The organism is Bacillus cereus group sp. RP29 (assembly GCF_040459765.1).
GTDB classification, from domain to species: domain Bacteria; phylum Bacillota; class Bacilli; order Bacillales; family Bacillaceae_G; genus Bacillus_A; species Bacillus_A paranthracis.
This window is the reverse complement of sequence record NZ_JARVHN010000001.1, coordinates 300,792-320,552: the sequence shown is the minus strand read 5'-3', so window position 1 is coordinate 320,552 and position 19,761 is coordinate 300,792. Positions and strand designations below refer to the sequence as shown.

The following is a 19,761-nucleotide window of genomic DNA, read 5'->3' as shown; positions in this document are numbered from 1 at the left end:
AACCATTAATGAAATTTAAATCTTTTTTAACATGAACATTTGATCCGCAACACCATAACATTTATTTTCTTTATTTAACCAGATGTAACGAAAAGAAACATTTACTCTCTCACCTTCAAATTTAGGAAACTCAACTTCATACTGATAAACATCATTTGTACCTTTTCTTTTTACACTCTTAACTTCTTGTTTCCACTGTATTACTTTTCCATCAGTTTGTTCAATCCGCCCCAAAAGATACGCTGGTTTTTTCTTGTTCGTAACACCCGTTAAAAAAACATAATAATTTTCTGGTATAACTCCTGACTTTAAATTTTTATCTAAAAGCCTATCTTTTATTGCAATATCATTTCTATCTATTTGCCCTTGAAAGAAATCATCACCAGTTTCATTTTCCAAAAATACTTGTTCAAAAACAGTATTTTTATTAATTTCTTTCAACTGAATACTTTTCAAATTATCTTTTTCCGTTAAAGTATCTTCAATATTTACAATAGGTTCATCTACTTTCTTATGGCAAGAAGCTAATAAACAAATAATCAATATAAAACAACAGAATAAAATATATTTTGAAATAAGCTTCATTGCAGCACCTCCTATTCAAAAAATGAAATAGTAGAAAAAGTCGTATAATCCAGATGACGAACTAGACGACTTTTTCTAACGTTACACAATAAATGATTTTAATTTATAATTTCTAAATCAATATTCAGTGTAAGGTCCACTAGGTCTTACACTATCAGGACTCCAAGCAGTAGGATAAGCATTATTTTCTCTAGAATAACCACCGAATCTCACAGGTACATTTTTCCCATAGTTTTCATATGCGTAATTTTGGAAAAGATACGTTTTACCTGGTCGCACCGTTCCTTCATGCTTACCTGACTCACCTGAAACATTTACCCAATCTCTATCACCTTTACCTTTATTTTTATCCGCTTCTGTCCAAACATTGAAAGAACCACCGCCCTTCTCACTGCTCTTCACACGCATATACATAGAAGTAGGTGTCTCTTTAGGACGTGCGTTAGTAAAATCATATGCACTCCAAAGTCTAAAGGTAAATTCTACATGATCATCCCTTGTATCAGCATTAGCTGGTTCGGTTAAAACGAAAGTACTAGCTAAAATACCTAAAGATAAAACAGATCCAAGCATAAAACGACTTTTTTTCTTAATACTCACTAAAAGCACCTCCGATAATTTGTAGCATTATACTAATCTTATTTTTTCACCGAGGGAATAAATAAAATCTCTATAACGCAATATAACAATAACAATCTCTCGATGTACTCTCAATAGCATTCAGAAAACTTAATGTTATATTTATAATGGTAAACATTTTGACAAATTAACAAAAATAATAATACACTCCTAGCAAAAAATTACTTATAGAGATAACTACTTACCTATGCCTGTTCCAAATCATAAAGAGTAACTCACCTTTCGAAAAACAAAAACTAAAATATAAAAAAAGCGCAGCCATTTCGGCTACGCTTTTGAATTATTATTTAGTTTCAATTAAACCATATTTCCCATCTTTACGGCCATATACAACGTTAGTTTCATTTGTATCAGCATTTGTGAAGACGAAGAAATTATGTCCTAGCATATCCATTTGTAGGATTGCCTCTTCAACGTCCATCGGTTTTAAATCGAATCGTTTTGTACGTACAAGTTCTAGTTCATCCTCTTCTACCTCATCCAGAACAGCTACTGCTTCTGGAAGGATAAAGTTCGTTTTCATAGAACCTTTCTCACGTAACTTACGATTTACTTTTGTTTTATGTTTACGAATTTGTCGCTCAAGTTTATCAACTACTAAATCGATAGCAGCGTACATATCGCTATTAGTTTCTTCTGCACGAAGTAATAAATCAGTAAATGGAATTGTTACCTCGACACGTTGCTTGTCAGAGTATACTTTTAAATTAACTTTAATCTCTGGGAATGTATCAAAATAACGCTCTAACTTACTTAGTTTTTTCTCTACATATTCCTTTAATGCTGGAGTTACTTCAATATTTTCACCACGAATGTTGAATTTCATAGATGAATTCCTCCTTTCAAGCCTATGTACTATAATTTCGACACCGGCTTAAAAACTCCTTCTAACTTTTTTAAAAAAATTAGTGGAATTGCGATTTTTTTATCGTTTTTTGTTGAAATGAAAAGATGCATCGTTTCTATCTTTATTTTATCCTATTAACATCGTGAATAACGAATATAACTGTGGACAATTCGTTACAGAAAAGAAACAACTTTTTGACAACTCATTTTATAACAAAAACCCCTTGCAAAAAAACAAGAGGTTCTACCATATATATAACGTTGCCACAAGCGCAGCTTTCTCTTCCCAAAAACAATATACCTACAGTTTTACAACATTAGCTGCTTGCGGTCCACGTGCTCCCTCTACAATATCAAACTCAACTTGTTGCCCTTCTTCCAATGACTTATATCCATCTTGTTGAATAGCAGAAAAATGAACAAACACATCATCACCGTCTTCACGCTCAATAAACCCAAATCCCTTTTCTGCATTGAACCATTTTACTCTTCCTTGCATGTTCATTCCATTCCCTTCACTCTAAAAATCAGGGCATTTGCCCCATAATTTCACTATAACGAATGACAACTTACGAAGTCAAAGAAGACTTATCGTCTTTTTATTATCTCTTTCGACAGTTACAGATCAACTTCTACAGAGCGTCAAACTAGAAACTTCGCTTGCTCCTTTATCATAGAAAAGACTTCCAATTTGTCTCACTGTAATTCCTGTCGTATATACATCATCAACAAGTAAAATATGTTGACCATGAAACATCTCTTCTCTCTGAAAATAAAAAGGATTACTTCCCGAAAGCCTTTCTTTACGCGACTTCTTACTTTGCTTTTCTGTTTCCTTCCTTCTTAATGATGAATAAAAATTTTTGACAGGCAAACAAGCTGCTAATAACTCTGCTTGATTAAAACCTCGTTCATATTCCCGTTCCCTACTAAGCGGAACAGCAATAACGGTTGAAACGTCCGTAAAATACTTTTGAAATAACTCCCGAAAAGATTGATAAAAAATACGAACTAACTCCGCATCACCTCGAAACTTAAATTGCGCTAGTATACCTTTCATATCATCATTGTACACGTACAACGAACGATTTTTAAAAGGACGATATCCTTCCTCATTCCTCCATCTTACACAGTCCATGCAAATGTCATTTTCTTTATATCGAGTAGGTAAGTCATCTAAAGGACGACCACAATCCATGCAAATTCCTCCTATAATATAGGAAAGTTTTTGCTCACATCTATCACATACATATTTTTTGGGGGACTTTACAAAAAAGGGGTACCAACTAACTGTTTCCACCATATACTCATCACAAAGTAAACAATGCATTAATCGATCAATCCTTGTTCTTTCGCATTTTTGTTCATACTTTGAATATGTTTTTTCGCGCGTACCATTGCCTCTGTCTTACCGTAATGAAAATACATAACCTCACCATATGGCTCTTCAAAACTACGCCCCGCTCGGCCTGCAATTTGTACGAGCGCACTCTCTGAAAAAATTTCTTCTTCAGCTCCTAACACAGCCACTTGTAAGTTCTTCACAGTTACTCCTCTTTCTAAAATTGTCGTTGTAACTAATAACGGAATGTCTCCCTTTCTGAAAGATGCTACTTTTTCTTTTCTCATCGAATCTTCTGCATGCACGCCATCGATTCTATTATCCAACCCTTTCAACAACTGACTTATTTCTTCTATATATCGCACATGAGGAACAAATAAAAAAATAGGATACTTTTTGTTTAAGTTCATTTTTAACCATTGTAGTAACACACGAGGAATTTTTTTATGATGGAGGCTTTTCTTCCAATTTCCGCACCAACTAAATAGAGGAACTGGTAACGGGTGACGATGGTATCTTCCTGACACAATAACACCTTTTTGTTTCCCCTTTCTGAAATTACGCTTCCATTTTTCATCAGGGGTTGCAGTTAAATAAATACGCGCTGCTTTCTCTTTCATTGCTTGCCTAACTGCATACTGTAACATTTGATCTGCATGATACGGGAAGGCATCAATCTCATCTACAATCATCACATGAAACGCTCTATAGTAACGTAACAGTTGGTGAGTCGTTGCAACGACTAACGCTGCATCTTTTTTATGATCTACACTCCCTCCGTATAAAGCAGCTACAGTTATACTTGGAAACACTTCTTGTAATCTCGGCGCTAATTCCAGTACAACGTCAGTCCTTGGCGTTGCGATACAAACTCTTTCTCCTTTTTGGAGCGCCTCTTCTATACCGTAAAATAACATTTCTGTTTTTCCAGCCCCGCACACAGCCCAAATAAAAAAAGATTCTTTCTGCTTAATCGCTTCTATAACTCCTTGCGCCGCCAACTCCTGACCAATCGATAAAGCCCCATTCCACTGTAATGGATTTAGCTCCCTGTCTCCGTTTCTTTCATGAATCCCGCGAACAAGTACAGCACATTCACTAACTCTCCCCATCGTGATACACTTCCGGCAATACGCGCATGCTTTACCGCACCTTTTACATAAAAATGATGCAAATAGCCGCTGCTCTATATTTCCGCAGCGCTGACATATATATTTAGAAGCCTTCTTCGTTATACCTTGTACACATACAACCTCTCCCTTCTTTTTCAAATCACTTAATTCTCTCCGTAAATCTGAAGAGAGTTCTTCTAATAGCAACTGTTTTCCAGCAAGCATTAGCACTCACCTCCAGCATTACTATAAACCTTTCTTATAATCTCGTAAAAACGCAAAAAAGCCGATAACCTACTTATAAAATAATAAGCTATCGACTTTATACACATGTTTTATTCGATTATAAATCCTAGAATCTACCGTATCCTAAGAAATGTTTTTGGTTGTAGCTACTGCTTAAGCTAGAGTAAGCAATCCCTTTGTCACCAGCATGAATCATTTGGCCATTGCCAACGTAAATACCAATGTGAGATGGACCATTTTTATAAGTATTTTGGAAGAATACTAAGTCCCCTGGCTGTGGGCTACTTACTTTAGAAACTGAATTCCAGTAACCATTAACATCTTGACGACCTACACCGAATACGTAAGAAATGAATCCACTACAGTCAAAACCACCGTTTGATGGAGATGCACTTCCCCAAACATATGGTAAGCCTAAGTATTGTTGCGCTTTACCAATTACGCCAGGAGCTGGAGCTGGGCCTGGTGTCGGTTCTGGTTTTTTATCTTCTTTTTTAGGTGCTTCTTTTTTAGGCTCTTCCTTTTTAGGTTCTTCTTTTTGAGCTTGTCCACCGTTGTTTGCTGGTGCCGCTTGTGCTGGTTGAGCTTGCGCATCTTTAGCAGCTTGCTCTGCTTGTTTTTGAGCAGCAGCCTCTTGTGCAGCTTTTTCTTGCGCTTCTTGTTCAGCAATACGTTGTAATTGTAATGCTTGTTTTTCAAGATCTTTCAATTGACTTTCCGTACTTGTCATTGAAGTTACAACTGTATCCATTTTACCGCTTAAATCGTTTACTGCTGCTGCTTTTTTCGCTTTTTCAGCGTCAAGTTCTTTTTTAGCAGTTTCAATTTGAGCTTGTGCTTCTTTTAATTCTTTTTGCTTTGTTTTTACCGTTTCAACATCTTTTTTCACGTTCGCTTGATCTTCTTGTTGTGTTTTCATGATATCTTCGTCAGACTCAAGAATTTTAGAAACAGAAGTTAAACGATCAACTAAATCTGCAACGTTTTTAGAGTTTACAAGAACTTCTGTTACAACGTTTGTGTTTGGTTGCTCTTGAAGTGCAACTAAACGTTTTCTTAATAACTCTTCACGTTTTGCAATTTTCGTTTGTAATTCTGCAATATCTTTATTTTTCTTTTCGATTAATTGCTCAGTGTCCGCAACTTTTTTCGTTGTTTCATCAAGCTTTGCAGCATTCTCTTGAACAGACTTATCTAAACCTTGAATTGTTTTGTTTAAGTCATTCATTTGTTTTTGTAATTCATCACGTTCTTGTTGTTGTTTATGTAAAGTGTCATTTTGTGTATTAATTTGTGATTTCACGTCAGAAATTTTATCTTCTGCAAATACATTTGGTGTTAGTCCTGAAAACATTAACCCTGCCACTAATGCGCAAGATGCCATTTTTAGCTTTTTCATTTTATTTTTTACACCGCTTTCTTTTTTCTTTTTCCGTATATAACCTATAAAATTTATACCATAATTCGGGATTTTTTTTGCTAATGTTACGCTTTTGTAAAACAAATGTAATATTATATGTAACTCTATCGCAAAATATGCATATTTTTGTATATATGTGTAGAGTTTTAAAAGTTTTTTAAGCAAAGAAAAAAACGCAAGGTTTCCCTTACGTTTTATTAAATATACTAATACGGATGAAATCAAAACGTTATTTCATCCATTTCTCAGCCCAATTTTGGACTTCATCCATAACACTTTCTAACGCTTTTCCCTTGTCCGTTAAGCCATACTCGATTCGAACTGGTACTTCTGGATAAACATTACGAACTACAATGCCTTCGCTTTCCAATTCCTTTAAACGCTCTGATAACATACGATCGCTCATATTCGGTATAATATCTGCGATTTCTCTAAAACGTTTTGACTCTTCCAGCAAAGATTTAATAATTAAGCCAGTCCACTTCTTACTAAGCAAAGTAAAAGCTGACTCAAACTTTGGACATAAACAAGAATTATGCTCCATATGTTTCACCTCTCTTCTATTATAATATAGTTTCTTGTAAAAAGTAAGTTATAAAACTTTCCTCATTATTTTATTTTACGTACATTTTACCATTTCCAAATATTAACTTGTCAACTTCACGTAAAATATCCGTAAAAAAACCCTCTTCCGAAAGAGAGCTTTTTATATCTTTATTACTTCGTATACCATCCAAGACCTAGTGCACCTTCACCTAAATGCGTTCCAATTACAGCACCGAAATAACCTGTACGGATTGTAACATGAGGATATTTTGCTTCTAATTCTGCCTTCCATTCATTCGCTTCCTCTTCACGTTGTGCATGAATGATAACTGCTTCCATAGGTACACCTTTACTTGCTTGCTCATCAAAAATTTCAATGATACGTTTTAACGCTTTTTTACGCGTACGAATCTTTTCAAACGGGATAATGATTTTGTCTCTAAAATATAAAACCGGCTTTACTTGTAACAGACTACCGATGAAAGCTTGCGCACTATTTAATCGGCCTCCACGTTGTAAATGGTGTAAATCATCTACTACAAAATAAGCGTCCATCGTTTTCTTCATTTCATCAAAACGGGCGATAATCTCTTTTGGATCCTTCCCTTCACTTGCTAGCTTTGCACCTTCACGCACGTAGAATCCTTGTACTTCACAACTAATTTCAGAGTCGTACGTATATACATCAATACCCTCTACCATTTGACCAGCTGTCGTTGAAGTTTGATATGTACCACTAATCCCACTTGAAAGATGAATGCTAATAACTGCATCATAATCCTTAGATAATTCTTCATATAGCTCAACAAACTTTCCGATTGCTGGTTGAGAAGTTTTTGGAAGTTCTTCTTGCTCACGTACTTTTACATAAAAATCATCTGCTGAAATTTCAGCTTCTTCTTGATAAGATTCCGTTCCAAACACAACGTTTAATGGAATCATATATATATTGAGTTCATCACGAATATGCTTCGGTATATATGCTGTACTATCAGTAACAATAGCTGTTTTCATTTTCGTACCTGCCTTATAAAAAAGTTTTTATTTCCTAATTTTACACGAAAACTAAAAATGGTGCATCCATACATGAAAATGCGGGTTTGAAATTATACTCATCATCTCGACAAATTACAACAAAAAGGTAAAACACTCACCAAAAATTTCAGCTTATTTATAAAAAATGTTTGAATATAAAAACGCCCGCTTTTAAAATGTAAAGTACTAGTCATTTTGATGGATAGGAGCGTATACAAGTGTTATTACAATATTTAACAATAAAAGACTACGGTGAACACGAAATTGTTATTCAAAAATCAAGATTCATCTGTTATGTTAGTCGTGCTACAACCGAAGAAGAGGCTCAAGAATTCATACAAAAAATCAAAAAACAAAACTGGAATGCAACACATAATTGTTCTGCTTATTTAATTGGCGAACAAGATCAAATTCAAAAAGCAAATGATGATGGTGAACCTAGCGGTACAGCTGGCGTACCTATGTTAGAGGTACTAAAAAAACGCGGTTTAAAAGATACCGTCGTTGTCGTTACCCGCTATTTTGGTGGCATCAAACTGGGCGCTGGTGGATTAATTCGCGCATATGGAAAATGTACAAGCGAAGGCATTAATCATGTCGGTGTTGTCGAGCGAAAATTAATGCGTGTTATGCAGACCGAAATTGATTACACATTACTTGGTAAAATTGAAAATGAATTACGCAATTCAAAATATGCCATTAAAGATATACATTACCTCGAAAATGTCACATTTGATACGTATGTAGAAGAAGATGGAAAACAACCATTCACGGATTGGATGATTGAATTAACAAATGGGAAATGTACAATTACAGAAGGAGATATGTTGTACTTAGAACAAGATGTTATCTAAGAATAAATACTGTATCGCCTTTAAAGATTAATGTAGTGAATTACTTTCCTACAAATGAACTAAGGAGATTATATATGGAAGAACGTTATTATCATCTCCAAAATAGCAGAATAAAAAAGAAACGAAGAAGAAAGTTTTTCTACTTCCTTATTTTCTTATTTTTATTTGGTAGTGTAGGACTTTATATATTAAATTCCTACTCTTCTCTCATGGGGATGTATAGTGGTTTTACTCGTGAAAAATCGGATTTGAGAACCGAAGATGTAGAAATTACAAAGGAGCCTTTTACACTCCTTATTATGGGTATAGAAGATTATGCAACAGACGGCCAAAACGGTCGTACAGATTCATTAATGTTTGCGACAGTCAATCCGAAAACGCAAAAGATTTCGCTTATGAGTATTCCTCGGGATAGTCGCGTTCCAATTGTCGGAAAGAATAAAGAGGACAAAATTAACGCTGCGCATGCTTACGGCGGAGAAGAAATGGCAATCAAAACTGTCGAAGGTTTTCTAAAAGTGCCTGTCGACCATTATCTTAAAATTGATTTCCAAGGCTTTAAAGGTATTGTTGATGCTGTTGGCGGTGTTACTGTTGATGTCCCCTTCGATTTTTGGGAGCGTTCAGACGTGGATTACTACAAAAAAATCGAATTTAAGCAAGGACAACAAGAATTAAATGGTGAAGAAGCACTCGCTTACGTTCGTATGCGAAAGCAAGATCCGAATGGTGACTATGGCCGGGCTGCTAGACAAAGACAATTACTAGCTGCTGTTGCTCAAAAACTAAATTCCACCTCTACCGTATTTAAAATTAAAGATTTGACAGCAGTCGTTGGAAAATATATAAAAACTGACATTCCTATTTCTGATGGCCTTGCTCTTTACAAGAAACTTTCTGGGTTTGATCCTTCCACAATACAAACACTCAAACTTGAAGGAGAAGACAAAAAAATAGGTGGTATTTATTACTTCCTTCCAGATCCAAACGGTGTTGAGGCAGTACGTAACGAAATTAAAAAAGAACTAGGAGAAAAGGTAACCACGCAAGAAAATTCAACAACAAAAACGGAATCCACTCCTTCTTCAAATTCGAACTCTAACGAGAAAGCAAAGAAAGAAACGAATCAGAATCAGAACAAAACACCAACTGATCCCCCTCCTTCTACGAATGCTCATGCAGAGTGGATTATGAGAAATCAGCAATAAAACAGCCAAATCGCATGCGATTTGGCTGTTTTTTATTTATTAAAATGTTTTAAGATTGCTTCTACAATACGCTCTGATGCACGGCCATCACCGTACGGATTAGATGCTTTTGACATCTTATCATGAGCTTCTTTGTCTGATAACAACTCATCAGCAAGACTAAAGATTGTCTCTTCGTCTGTTCCCGCTAATTTCAACGTACCTGCTTCAATACCTTCTGGACGCTCTGTTGTATCACGAAGAACAAGAACCGGTACACCTAATGACGGAGCTTCCTCTTGTACACCACCAGAATCAGTTAGCATTAAGTATGAACGAGCTGCAACATTGTGGAAATCAATTACATCTAGCGGCTCAATTAAATGAATGCGGCCATGATCGCCTAAAATATCATTTGCAGTTTCACGAACAACAGGGTTCATATGAACCGGATACACAACTTGTACGTCTTCATGCTTATCAACAAGACGCTTAATTGCACGGAACATATTACGCATTGGCTCTCCTAGGTTTTCACGACGGTGAGCTGTCATAAGTACAAGACGATCACTTCCAAGTTTCTCTAGTACAGGATGACTATATGTTTCTTTTACAGTCGTTTTTAGTGCGTCAATCGCTGTATTTCCTGTTATGAAAATACGTGATTCATCTTTATTTTCTTTCTGTAAGTTCGTTGCTGATTTTGCTGTAGGTGAGAAATGAAGATCTGCCATTACACCTGTTAATTGACGATTCATCTCTTCTGGGTATGGAGAATATTTATCCCATGTACGAAGTCCTGCCTCGACATGACCTACTGGAATTTGATTATAGAAAGCAGCTAAGCTTGCGATAAACGTTGTCGTCGTATCACCATGTACAAGTACGATATCCGGCTTTGCTTCTTTCATTACTTTATCCAAACCTTCTAAACCACGCGTTGTAATATCGATTAAAGTTTGGCGATCCTTCATAATATTCAAATCGAAATCTGGTGTAATTCCAAAGATACTTAATACTTGGTCTAACATTTGACGATGTTGTGCTGTTACAGTCACAATCGATTCAATTTTCTCTGGATGCTTTTGCAACTCTAATACAAGAGGTGCCATTTTAATTGCTTCTGGACGTGTCCCGAAAATTGTCATTACTTTTAAACGTTCAGTCATTTCATTGCCTCTTTTCTTTCACTAGTTACAAATCCTATTATGACATATAAGAATATACATGAATACATACCTTTTTAACGAATAACGGAAAAATCCCTCTTATGAATACTTTCTCTTCCAACAGAATAATAATCTATTCCTTGTTTCTTAACATCCTCATTAGTATAACAATTTCTTCCATCAAATAAAATAGGTTCTCTCATAAGTTGTACGTACTTTCCTAACGGATACGTTCGGATAGCCTCCCATTCTGTCACGATAAAAGCCGCACTCGCTCCTCTAATCGATTCATCTATACATTCGCTATATTGTATAGCCTCTCCAAAGATATTTTTCATATTTTGAATCGCCTTCGGGTCATATAGCACTATGTCTGCACCTATATTCATTAATTCTTGTATCATAATAAGGGACGGTGCGTCTCTGATATCATCTGTATTCGGTTTAAATGCTGCTCCCAGCACTGCAATTCGCTTCTTGTTCATATTTATTACTTTCTTCGCTTTCTCAATCAATAATAGCTGTTGTTTATTATTTACTTCAATGACGGCTTTTAACAAACGAAAATCATGTGCCACATTCCCTGCAATTTGCACAAGCGCTTTCGTATCTTTCGGAAAACACGATCCCCCGTAACCAATGCCCGCATTTAAAAAAGACGACCCAATTCTCTTATCCATTCCCATTCCTTTTGCAACATCTAATACATTAGCTCCTACCTTCTCACATATATTTGAAATTTCATTGATAAAACTAATTTTTGTCGCTAAAAAGGCATTCGATGCGTATTTAATCATCTCTGCACTTTTTATATCTGTAACATACGTTTGCAAATGTAATTTACTATATAAATTCTCAACTTTTCGCGCCGCTTCCTCATTATCAGCTCCAATTACAATACGATCTCCCTGAAAAAAATCGTAAATCCCTGAACCCTCCCGTAAAAATTCGGGATTCGATACAATATGTAATTCATGCCTATTTTGTAATGTCTCCTCAATCCATCCCCTCATAGCACCATTCGTCCCTACAGGAACAGTACTTTTTGTAACAACAATAATGTCTTTAGTCGCATATGTTCCAATATCAAAACATGCATTTTGAATATATGTTAAATCTGCTGTCCCATCTAATAACGATGGCGTTCCAACTGCAATAAATATAAATTCTGCATCATGAAATGCTTCTTCTTTACTTGTTGTAAAAGTTAAACGATTATTCTCACACGCATCATGTATTAATTCATATAAGCCAACTTCATAAATAGGCAGATCCCCTTGTTTTATCCGTTCAATTTTCTCATCATTTATATCAAAACATGTAACCGAATGTCCCAATACTGCCAATCCTACTCCTGTAATCAATCCAACGTATCCGGTACCTATTATCGTAATTTTCATTTCCTTTTCGCACAGGAATATACAATAGAAAATATACGAATACATAGAATTTCCCCTGTGCTTCCCCCTCTCACATTAAAAATGAGAAAACTTTTTTACTTCTTTATTATATGAATTGCTTTCTTCATTCTTTTTTAAGTTTTTGTAAAATTAAATATTGTCCATAAAACAAATAGAAATTTTACCGAGATTAAAGCTGCACGTTCAGACTTGAAAAATTCCCACATTTTAACACGGAACTTACTCATTTCTACGTGTAACACTTATAATATTGAAATAAAATTATTCGCTATTAAAGAGAAAGAGAAAATGTCATATTCCAAAGCCCAATACGATTAACCTTCTCAAACGATTCAACATTCTGTATACCATTGTCATATATTCTATCTGCTTCCATTTACCATAAAACGAAAAAAAGATTGAATTCTAATCTTTTTGTGATACCATATGTTATGAGCCTGTAAATAAACATCATAATTTTCAGATAAATATATTAAAAAAAATTACGTTAGACTATAAAAGGGTGGGGTATTAATGGACTCACAAGTGATTTATGCCATTTTGGCATCTTTCATCACTGTACTCGTCGTTACTCCTTTAGTTATTAAGTTAGCTTTTAAAATAGGAGCAACAGATAAGCCAAACGCGCGTAAAGTGCACCAAAAGATTATGCCTCGTCTTGGCGGGTTAGCAATATTTATTGGTGTGGCTGTTGGATTTGTTGTCGGTGGCTTATATGAACAAAGAATGTTATCGATAACGCTAGGTGCGATTATCATTGTAATCATCGGTATTTTAGATGATATGTACGAGTTATCTGCGAAGGTAAAATTCGGTGGACAACTATTAGTTGCCATTATGATTGTAAAAAGTGGATTATTAGTGCAAGTATTATATATTCCAATCCTCGGGGATACTGAACTTGGATGGCTTGCTTACCCAATTACAGTATTTTGGATTGTAGGTATTACAAATGCAATCAACTTAATTGACGGCTTAGATGGATTATCCGCTGGTATTTCATCTATCGTACTGGCAACGCTAGCATACATGGCCTTCACTAGCCCATGGGGTACTGGAACGGCTATCATTTTACCGCTAGCACTAATTGCACTTGCAAGTACAATTGGATTTTTATTCTACAACTTCCATCCAGCAAAAATTTTCATGGGAGATACAGGAGCACTATTTTTAGGATACTGTATTTCTGTTATATCGTTACTTGGATTATACAAAAGTGTAACGTTATTCAGCTTTATCGTTCCAGTTATCATTTTAGGCGTACCTGTATTTGATACGGCATTTGCAATTATCCGTCGTATCGTAAATAAAAAACCTATTTCAGCACCAGATAAATCGCATTTACATCACCGTTTACTTGCAATGGGCTTCTCACATCGCAAAACGGTACTAATTATATACGCGTTTGGTATCTTCTTTAGCGTAAATGCTATTATTTTTACTAGTGCAACATTATGGTTATCCATTATTCTTCTTTTCGTTTTAATCTTCTTTACAGAAATTATTGCTGAAGTAATTGGACTTGTACATGAACGTTACAAACCACTTATTTCCTTTTATAAAAAAGTGAAAAAACGCGAAGACTAATTGTAGTATAGCCTTTACTATTATGAAATATTCAAATAGCATCCTCTTTCTTATAAGAGGATGCTATTTTTTATTCATTATTTTACATTTCCAAAATATAGCTTGTTTGAGAGTTCCACTATTGGAGAAAGATATACATAATAAGAAAAAGATTATATTTTCTTTTTTACATCTTGATTGTCAAACTGAGGGTGAATGTTATGATCAAGCGAGTATTTCAATACATTATTTTATTTTTAACGATTACTATGTACGCGTCATCTCATGCAGGAGCGACTACCATTCCCCCTGCTGAACATCATCCAAATACCGAAACTACCTCTTCTACCAAAAAAATCGCGTACTTAACATTTGATGACGGACCAAACAAATATACTACGCAAATTTTAAACATCTTAAAAGAAAAGAACGGAAAAGCAACTTTCTTTGTTATTGGTGGAAAAGTGCCACATTATAAAAAGACAATGCAACGATTAATTAAAGACGGACATTATATCGGGCTTCACAGTATGTCACATGATGTAAAACGCCTTTACACCGGTGATCCATCTGCTTTAATTACAGAGATGGAACAAACACAAAGCATCGTTCAGCAAGTTACAAAATTAAATTCACATCTCGTTCGTGTCCCGTATGGTAGCATGCCTTATTTAAAAAAAAATTACCGTGATGCACTTGTATCAGCCCAGTATAAAATGTGGGATTGGACAATCGATACATACGACTGGAAAAGCTATGATAACCCTTCTGCCATACTAGAAAGGGTACGTAATCAGAGCGATGAACAAGTCGAAGTAATTTTAATGCATGATTCGAGTGTAACCGTACAAATACTGCCACAAGTAATTGATTACTTACAGTCACAAGGATACAAGCTTCTTCCCTATAATCCATCTTCTCATCTCGAAGTAAACTTTTGGAAAGACACAAGATTGTAACAGCTTTAGTGCCTATGTGCTAAAGCTGTTTTATTTTTCTCTTCCCACCCTTCCCATTTTTGTGTAAAATTTTAAATAGTGATGAAGTTTCGAGGTGAATAGAAATGAAACGAATAGATCTCATTTTTAACGCAATACAAAAAAGCAATTATACAGAAGGTGTAACTGCATCAGAACTCGCTACCCTGTTGCAGCTAGATCGAGCCAATGTAAGTAGCGACTTAAACAAACTCGTAAAAGATAAACGTTTATTAAAAACAAATACGCGTCCTGTTCGTTTTTATATAGAAACGAACACTTCGTTGGAAACGCATTCAAAAGAAGCAACTTCATTAGATACATTTGCAGTTGAAAATACGAGCCTTAAAATCGCAATCGAAAAAGCGAAAGCTTCTATTCTCTATCCTCCAAACGGTATGCATACTTTACTGCTCGGAGAAACAGGCGTCGGAAAATCCATGTTTGCTTCTTTAATGCACGAATATGCAATTGAAGTTGAACAGCTTCCTAAAAATGCACCATTTATCGTCTTTAACTGTGCTGATTATGCAAACAACCCACAGCTACTACTCGGGCAATTATTTGGGATTAAAAAAGGAGCGTATACAGGGGCAAGTGATCAAAAAGGGTTAATTGAAAAAGCACATGAAGGGATCCTTTTCTTAGATGAGGTACATCGCCTTCCTCCAGAGGGACAAGAAATGCTTTTCACCTTTATTGACCGCGGAGTATATCGCCGCCTTGGAGAAACAGAAAACGAACGTAAAGCACAAGTATTGATCATTACTGCAACAACAGAAGAACCAAATTCATTTTTATTAAAAACATTTACAAGACGTATACCAATGACTGTCACGCTGCCACCACTTCGTGAGCGTACACATAAAGAACGTTTTGCTTTACTGCAACTATTTTTCACAAATGAAGCAATTCGCTTGCGAAAAGAAATTCACGTTAGCCCGAATGCAATGCGTGCTTTCGTCTTTTACAATTGTCCTAATAACATCGGCCAATTAAAAACGGATGTACAAATTGCCTGTGCGAAAGCCTATTCTGACTTCGTGACAAAGAAACGTGATTCTGTCTATGTTTCAAGCACAGACTTACCTTGGTATATGAAAGAAGGACTATTCATTGAAAGAAAGAGCCGTCATCTATACCAAATACCGAATGAAACATTTATATTTACAGGTGATGAAGGTTGGAGTAATCATAAAATAGAAAATGAAAAACAGTCTTCTATTTACGATTATATTGACTATAAATATGAAGAACTTCAAGCTCGTGGTATTGAAGAGGAAGAATTAGAATTACTAATAGAAAATGATATTCAAAGCTTTTTCGTACAATATTTTAACCAAATGTCAAAAAAGACAAGTCATGAAAATGTTTTTAAAATTGTAGATCGTAATATCGTTTCCGTTTGTGAAAAAATTGCTGAACTTGCTGAAAAACATTTATCCAAAACGTTCGATGAAAAAGTATTTCTCGCTTTAAGTTTACATGTACAGACAACTCTACAACGTTTACAGGCCGGAAAACAAATTCATCACCCGCAATTAAATCAAATTCGTACGAAATATAAAGAAGCTTTTTCCGTAGCTATGCAATGCATTCAACTACTGGAAGACGAATTACAAATAACAATGCCTATCGATGAAGCAGGCTTTTTAACAATGTTCTTCGTTGTTGATCCAATTCCTGCCTCACAAACAGAAGTAAAAGTATTAATATTAGCGCACGGCAACGGCATAGCAACAGAAATGGCAAACGTCGCAAATGAACTGCTCGGCATTGACGAAGTAACCGGTATCGATATGCCGTTACATGAATCGCCGAAAGATTTCTTAGAGCGTGTGAAAGTGTATATGAAAACACTCCAAAATGTAAACGGGCTTCTCTTACTCGTTGATATGGGATCTCTCGCTTATATTGGTGATATATTAGAAACTGAGTTCAAAATTCCAGTGCGTGTTCTTTCCATGACAAGCACTCCACATGCACTAGAAGCGGCTCGAAAAGCTCAGCTTGGCTACTCGTTAGATGCATTATATGAAACGGTGAAGAACTTAACACCGTTTTACTTAAACGTACAAGAAGAAAAGAAAAAACCACTATCACCAATGAAATCTGTTATTTTGACAGCTTGTTTAACTGGGGAAGGCAGTGCTTTAGCTATTCAAAAAATGTTGGAGAACTATTTACGATTTGACAAAGACTTAATTGAAATCATTCCGATTAGTATCGTCCATGAAAAAGATTTAACGAAAATGATTGAGAACATAAAAAAAGAGCGGAATATCATTTGTATTGTTACGAATTTTGATGTACAAGTGCCATGCTTAACGTATCATTTCCAAGACATTGTAAACTACACAGCGATTCAGCCAATTCAAGAATTAATTACGTATGAAGAAACATATGCAAAAATGGCTGATATTCTTGAACAACAAATGCAGCGTAACGACGGAGCATTACTTATCAAAACAATTCGTTACGCATTAAATACAATTCAAGAATTAATTTCCTTACAGCTAACTCCTGACAGTTTAATGGGTGTTATTCTGCATATGAGCTGTATGGTTGACCGTCTTCAAAAGGGAGAAAGCCTTCTCCCTCATCCAGATAAAGAGAAACGAAGACAAGATGAATACTGGATGTATATGAAAGTAAAAAAAGCACTGCAGCCAATTGAAAATACATTTGAAATACAAATACCTGATGACGAAGTGTTTTATGTTATGGACTTCTTCATTAAAAATCAGCCTCTAAAAAATTAATCGTGGCAGTTTTTTAGTATATCGATCTTAACTCAGATTTTATCAGCGATTTTCAAAATATATCAGCGCAACTCGAGTTTTATCAGCGATTTTCAAAATATATCAGCGCAACTCAGGTTTTATCGGCGATTTTCAAAATATATCAGCGCAACTCGAGTTTTATCAGCGATTTTTCTAATATATCGATTTACCGTCAATAATCGCTAAAATTCACACCTTATAACAGAAAAGGCTGTTCAATATGAACAGCCTTTTTGCTACTTCTTTACCTTCCTAATTCTCCCCCTTATTTCACCCTTCTTATGGGACTTCGTATAAACATTTACATATACATTCGCCTGAATGATTTCTTGCAGTAAGCTATCAAACGCTCGCCCCTGTAAAGGCCCTTCAAAATCCCCCACATTAACTACACCAGTGACGACTCCTTCATTGACACTAATACCTTGCTTTAATGGGCCAAATAAACTTAAAACAATTGGACCAATTTGGTTTGCTTTCCCTAAATGAATTTGGCATGATGTAACTTTTTCGATGTTTTTCAATATGACCCGATATTGCAACTTCTTTAAATCCTCACTAAATATAAACTCTGCTACGCCATAAGCTTCTGTATTTACAGGAGGTATTTCCCTCTTACCTGTTAACCTCGCAAAGAAATGTGTTGTCATACGGGCATTCTCCTTATATAAATTTCCCAGCACTACTTCTACTACTTTATGGTTTATACATAATCATTTATGACTTTTTCAAGTGTTAATTACGAAGAAAAGATTCACATAATCTTTACATTAGAATCGTTCCTTTTTCTTTACTACCTCTTGTATAATGCACTTAGAAAAACATTCTAGGAGGTCGTTTTGGAAAATAACAAATACACTTTTCACACATTATTAGAGATTTTTCTCGTCTCATTTAAATTAGGACTTACTTCGTTTGGTGGCCCCGTCGCCCATCTCGGCTATTTCCACCATGAATATGTACAAAAAAGAAAATGGATGGATGAACGAATCTATGGAGATTTAGTAGCACTATGTCAATTCCTCCCTGGTCCTGCTAGCAGCCAAGTCGGTATGGGCGTTGGATTATTAAGGGGCGGACTATTAGGAGCTATTATTTCATGGATTGGATTCACTTTACCGTCTGTGCTTGTTTTAGTTTTCTTCGCCTCATTCCTTAATCAGTTCGACCTTGGAAGTACTGGCTGGATTCATGGACTAAAACTTGTAGCAGTCGCTATTGTCGCTCATGCCATATGGGGAATGGCGCAAAAATTAACGCCAGACCGAAATCGTGCGACGATTGCAATTGCAACTGCCTCAATCGCCCTATTATGGCCAAGTAGCTGGACACAAGTCACTCTCATTATCATATCTGGCTTTATCGGCTGGCTTTTATATCGCAACCAACCAATTAGTCAATCTCAACATATAAAAGTACCTATTTCAAAAAAGATAGCAGTTTCTTGTCTCGTCTTATTCTTCGGACTATTACTACTGCTACCAATATTAAGACCGTTCTCTTATTACATCGCTTTATTTGATAGTTTCTATCGCTCTGGCGCACTTGTATTTGGAGGCGGACACGTCGTCCTCCCCCTTCTTGAAGGTGAGTTCGTACAAAACGGAATGATGACGAAAGAACAATTCCTAGCTGGATACGGATTAACACAAGCAATGCCAGGACCACTATTTACATTCGCCTCTTATATAGGAGCAGTGTTAAACGGGACGCTTGGTGCCATACTTGCAACAATTGCGATCTTTCTTCCTGCTTTCTTACTCGTTATTGGTGTTTTACCCTTTTGGGACAGTGTGAGAAAAATATCTTTCATACAAGGCGCACTACTTGGAGTCAATGCGGCCGTTGTCGGTATTTTAATTGCCGCTTTTTATGACCCTATTTGGACAAGCACGATTAAGAACGCTGTAGATTTTGTTTTTGCATCTCTTCTATTTTGCTTGCTCGCTTTTTGGAAAACACCACCTTGGGTTATCGTTATACTTGGAGCCTTTGGCGGATATATTCTATCCATTTTGTAAATAAAAAAAGAC

The 19,761-nt window shown here is 35.7% G+C and carries 18 protein-coding genes; 6 read left to right on the top strand and 12 right to left on the bottom strand.

What is annotated here, in order from left to right; all coding sequences use genetic code 11:
• Window positions 1–15 precede the first annotated feature (15 nt).
• The 9 genes from QCI47_RS01555 to QCI47_RS01515 form a co-directional block, all read right to left on the bottom strand.
• Complete coding sequence (locus QCI47_RS01555) at window positions 16–585, bottom strand: hypothetical protein (protein ID WP_309422828.1); 570 nt, start codon at window positions 583–585, stop codon at window positions 16–18.
• 117 nt (window positions 586–702) lie between these two features.
• The gene (locus QCI47_RS01550; RefSeq protein WP_016718925.1) at window positions 703–1,185 is read right to left on the bottom strand and encodes a hypothetical protein; all 483 of its coding nucleotides are present in this window, start codon (window positions 1,183–1,185) and stop codon (window positions 703–705) included.
• Between the two features lie 322 nt (window positions 1,186–1,507).
• Complete coding sequence (hpf, locus tag QCI47_RS01545; protein WP_000671190.1) at window positions 1,508–2,050, bottom strand: ribosome hibernation-promoting factor, HPF/YfiA family; 543 nt, start codon at window positions 2,048–2,050, stop codon at window positions 1,508–1,510.
• A gap of 321 nt (window positions 2,051–2,371) precedes the next feature.
• Window positions 2,372–2,569, bottom strand: a complete 198-nt coding sequence (cspC, locus tag QCI47_RS01540) for a cold shock protein CspC (protein WP_001162041.1) — start codon at window positions 2,567–2,569, stop codon at window positions 2,372–2,374.
• Between the two features lie 126 nt (window positions 2,570–2,695).
• Window positions 2,696–3,400, bottom strand: a complete 705-nt coding sequence (locus tag QCI47_RS01535) for a ComF family protein (protein ID WP_309422827.1) — start codon at window positions 3,398–3,400, stop codon at window positions 2,696–2,698.
• Window positions 3,400–4,749: an ATP-dependent helicase ComFA gene (gene comFA / locus QCI47_RS01530; RefSeq protein ID WP_071742114.1), complete on the bottom strand. Its 1,350-nt coding sequence runs from the start codon at window positions 4,747–4,749 to the stop codon at window positions 3,400–3,402. The genes QCI47_RS01535 and comFA overlap by 1 nt, the downstream gene beginning before the upstream one ends.
• A gap of 127 nt (window positions 4,750–4,876) precedes the next feature.
• Entirely contained in the window at window positions 4,877–6,169 is a 1,293-nt protein-coding gene (locus QCI47_RS01525; RefSeq protein ID WP_073530401.1) for a C40 family peptidase, read from the bottom strand.
• 250 nt (window positions 6,170–6,419) lie between these two features.
• Complete coding sequence (locus tag QCI47_RS01520) at window positions 6,420–6,734, bottom strand: winged helix-turn-helix transcriptional regulator (protein WP_000400857.1); 315 nt, start codon at window positions 6,732–6,734, stop codon at window positions 6,420–6,422.
• A gap of 173 nt (window positions 6,735–6,907) precedes the next feature.
• On the bottom strand, window positions 6,908–7,750 hold the full coding sequence (locus QCI47_RS01515; RefSeq protein ID WP_000844764.1) for a DegV family protein: 843 nt from the start codon (window positions 7,748–7,750) through the stop codon (window positions 6,908–6,910).
• A 239-nt stretch (window positions 7,751–7,989) separates the two neighbouring features.
• On the opposite strand from QCI47_RS01515, the gene QCI47_RS01510 reads away from it, so the two are divergent.
• Complete coding sequence (locus QCI47_RS01510) at window positions 7,990–8,625, top strand: YigZ family protein (protein WP_000926683.1); 636 nt, start codon at window positions 7,990–7,992, stop codon at window positions 8,623–8,625.
• Window positions 8,626–8,699: 74 nt separating this feature from the next.
• On the top strand, window positions 8,700–9,833 hold the full coding sequence (locus QCI47_RS01505; protein ID WP_000392770.1) for an LCP family protein: 1,134 nt from the start codon (window positions 8,700–8,702) through the stop codon (window positions 9,831–9,833).
• A gap of 32 nt (window positions 9,834–9,865) precedes the next feature.
• Here QCI47_RS01505 and wecB read toward each other — a convergent pair whose 3' ends face one another.
• Both wecB and QCI47_RS01495 read right to left on the bottom strand, forming a co-directional pair.
• The gene (gene wecB / locus QCI47_RS01500) at window positions 9,866–10,981 is read right to left on the bottom strand and encodes a non-hydrolyzing UDP-N-acetylglucosamine 2-epimerase (RefSeq protein WP_000140134.1); all 1,116 of its coding nucleotides are present in this window, start codon (window positions 10,979–10,981) and stop codon (window positions 9,866–9,868) included.
• A gap of 74 nt (window positions 10,982–11,055) precedes the next feature.
• On the bottom strand, window positions 11,056–12,426 hold the full coding sequence (locus QCI47_RS01495; protein ID WP_000287649.1) for a UDP-glucose dehydrogenase family protein: 1,371 nt from the start codon (window positions 12,424–12,426) through the stop codon (window positions 11,056–11,058).
• A 489-nt stretch (window positions 12,427–12,915) separates the two neighbouring features.
• On the opposite strand from QCI47_RS01495, the gene QCI47_RS01490 reads away from it, so the two are divergent.
• The 3 genes from QCI47_RS01490 to QCI47_RS01480 all read left to right on the top strand — a co-directional run bounded on the left by QCI47_RS01490 (window position 12,916) and on the right by QCI47_RS01480 (window position 17,707).
• The gene (locus QCI47_RS01490) at window positions 12,916–13,989 is read left to right on the top strand and encodes a glycosyltransferase family 4 protein (protein WP_000378309.1); all 1,074 of its coding nucleotides are present in this window, start codon (window positions 12,916–12,918) and stop codon (window positions 13,987–13,989) included.
• 200 nt (window positions 13,990–14,189) lie between these two features.
• Window positions 14,190–14,927, top strand: coding sequence for a polysaccharide deacetylase family protein (locus QCI47_RS01485; RefSeq protein WP_000597163.1), 738 nt, complete (start codon window positions 14,190–14,192; stop codon window positions 14,925–14,927).
• 104 nt (window positions 14,928–15,031) lie between these two features.
• On the top strand, window positions 15,032–17,707 hold the full coding sequence (locus tag QCI47_RS01480) for a sigma-54-dependent transcriptional regulator (RefSeq protein ID WP_046198054.1): 2,676 nt from the start codon (window positions 15,032–15,034) through the stop codon (window positions 17,705–17,707).
• Window positions 17,708–17,964: 257 nt separating this feature from the next.
• Here QCI47_RS01480 and exsM read toward each other — a convergent pair whose 3' ends face one another.
• Complete coding sequence (gene exsM / locus QCI47_RS01475; RefSeq protein WP_000207029.1) at window positions 17,965–18,378, bottom strand: exosporium regulatory protein ExsM; 414 nt, start codon at window positions 18,376–18,378, stop codon at window positions 17,965–17,967.
• Window positions 18,379–18,567: 189 nt separating this feature from the next.
• Between exsM and QCI47_RS01470 the strand changes: the two genes are divergently transcribed.
• Window positions 18,568–19,749 (top strand): chromate transporter, encoded by a 1,182-nt coding sequence (locus QCI47_RS01470; RefSeq protein ID WP_309422824.1) that lies wholly within the window; start codon window positions 18,568–18,570, stop codon window positions 19,747–19,749.
• The last annotated feature ends 12 nt before the right edge of the window (window positions 19,750–19,761 follow it).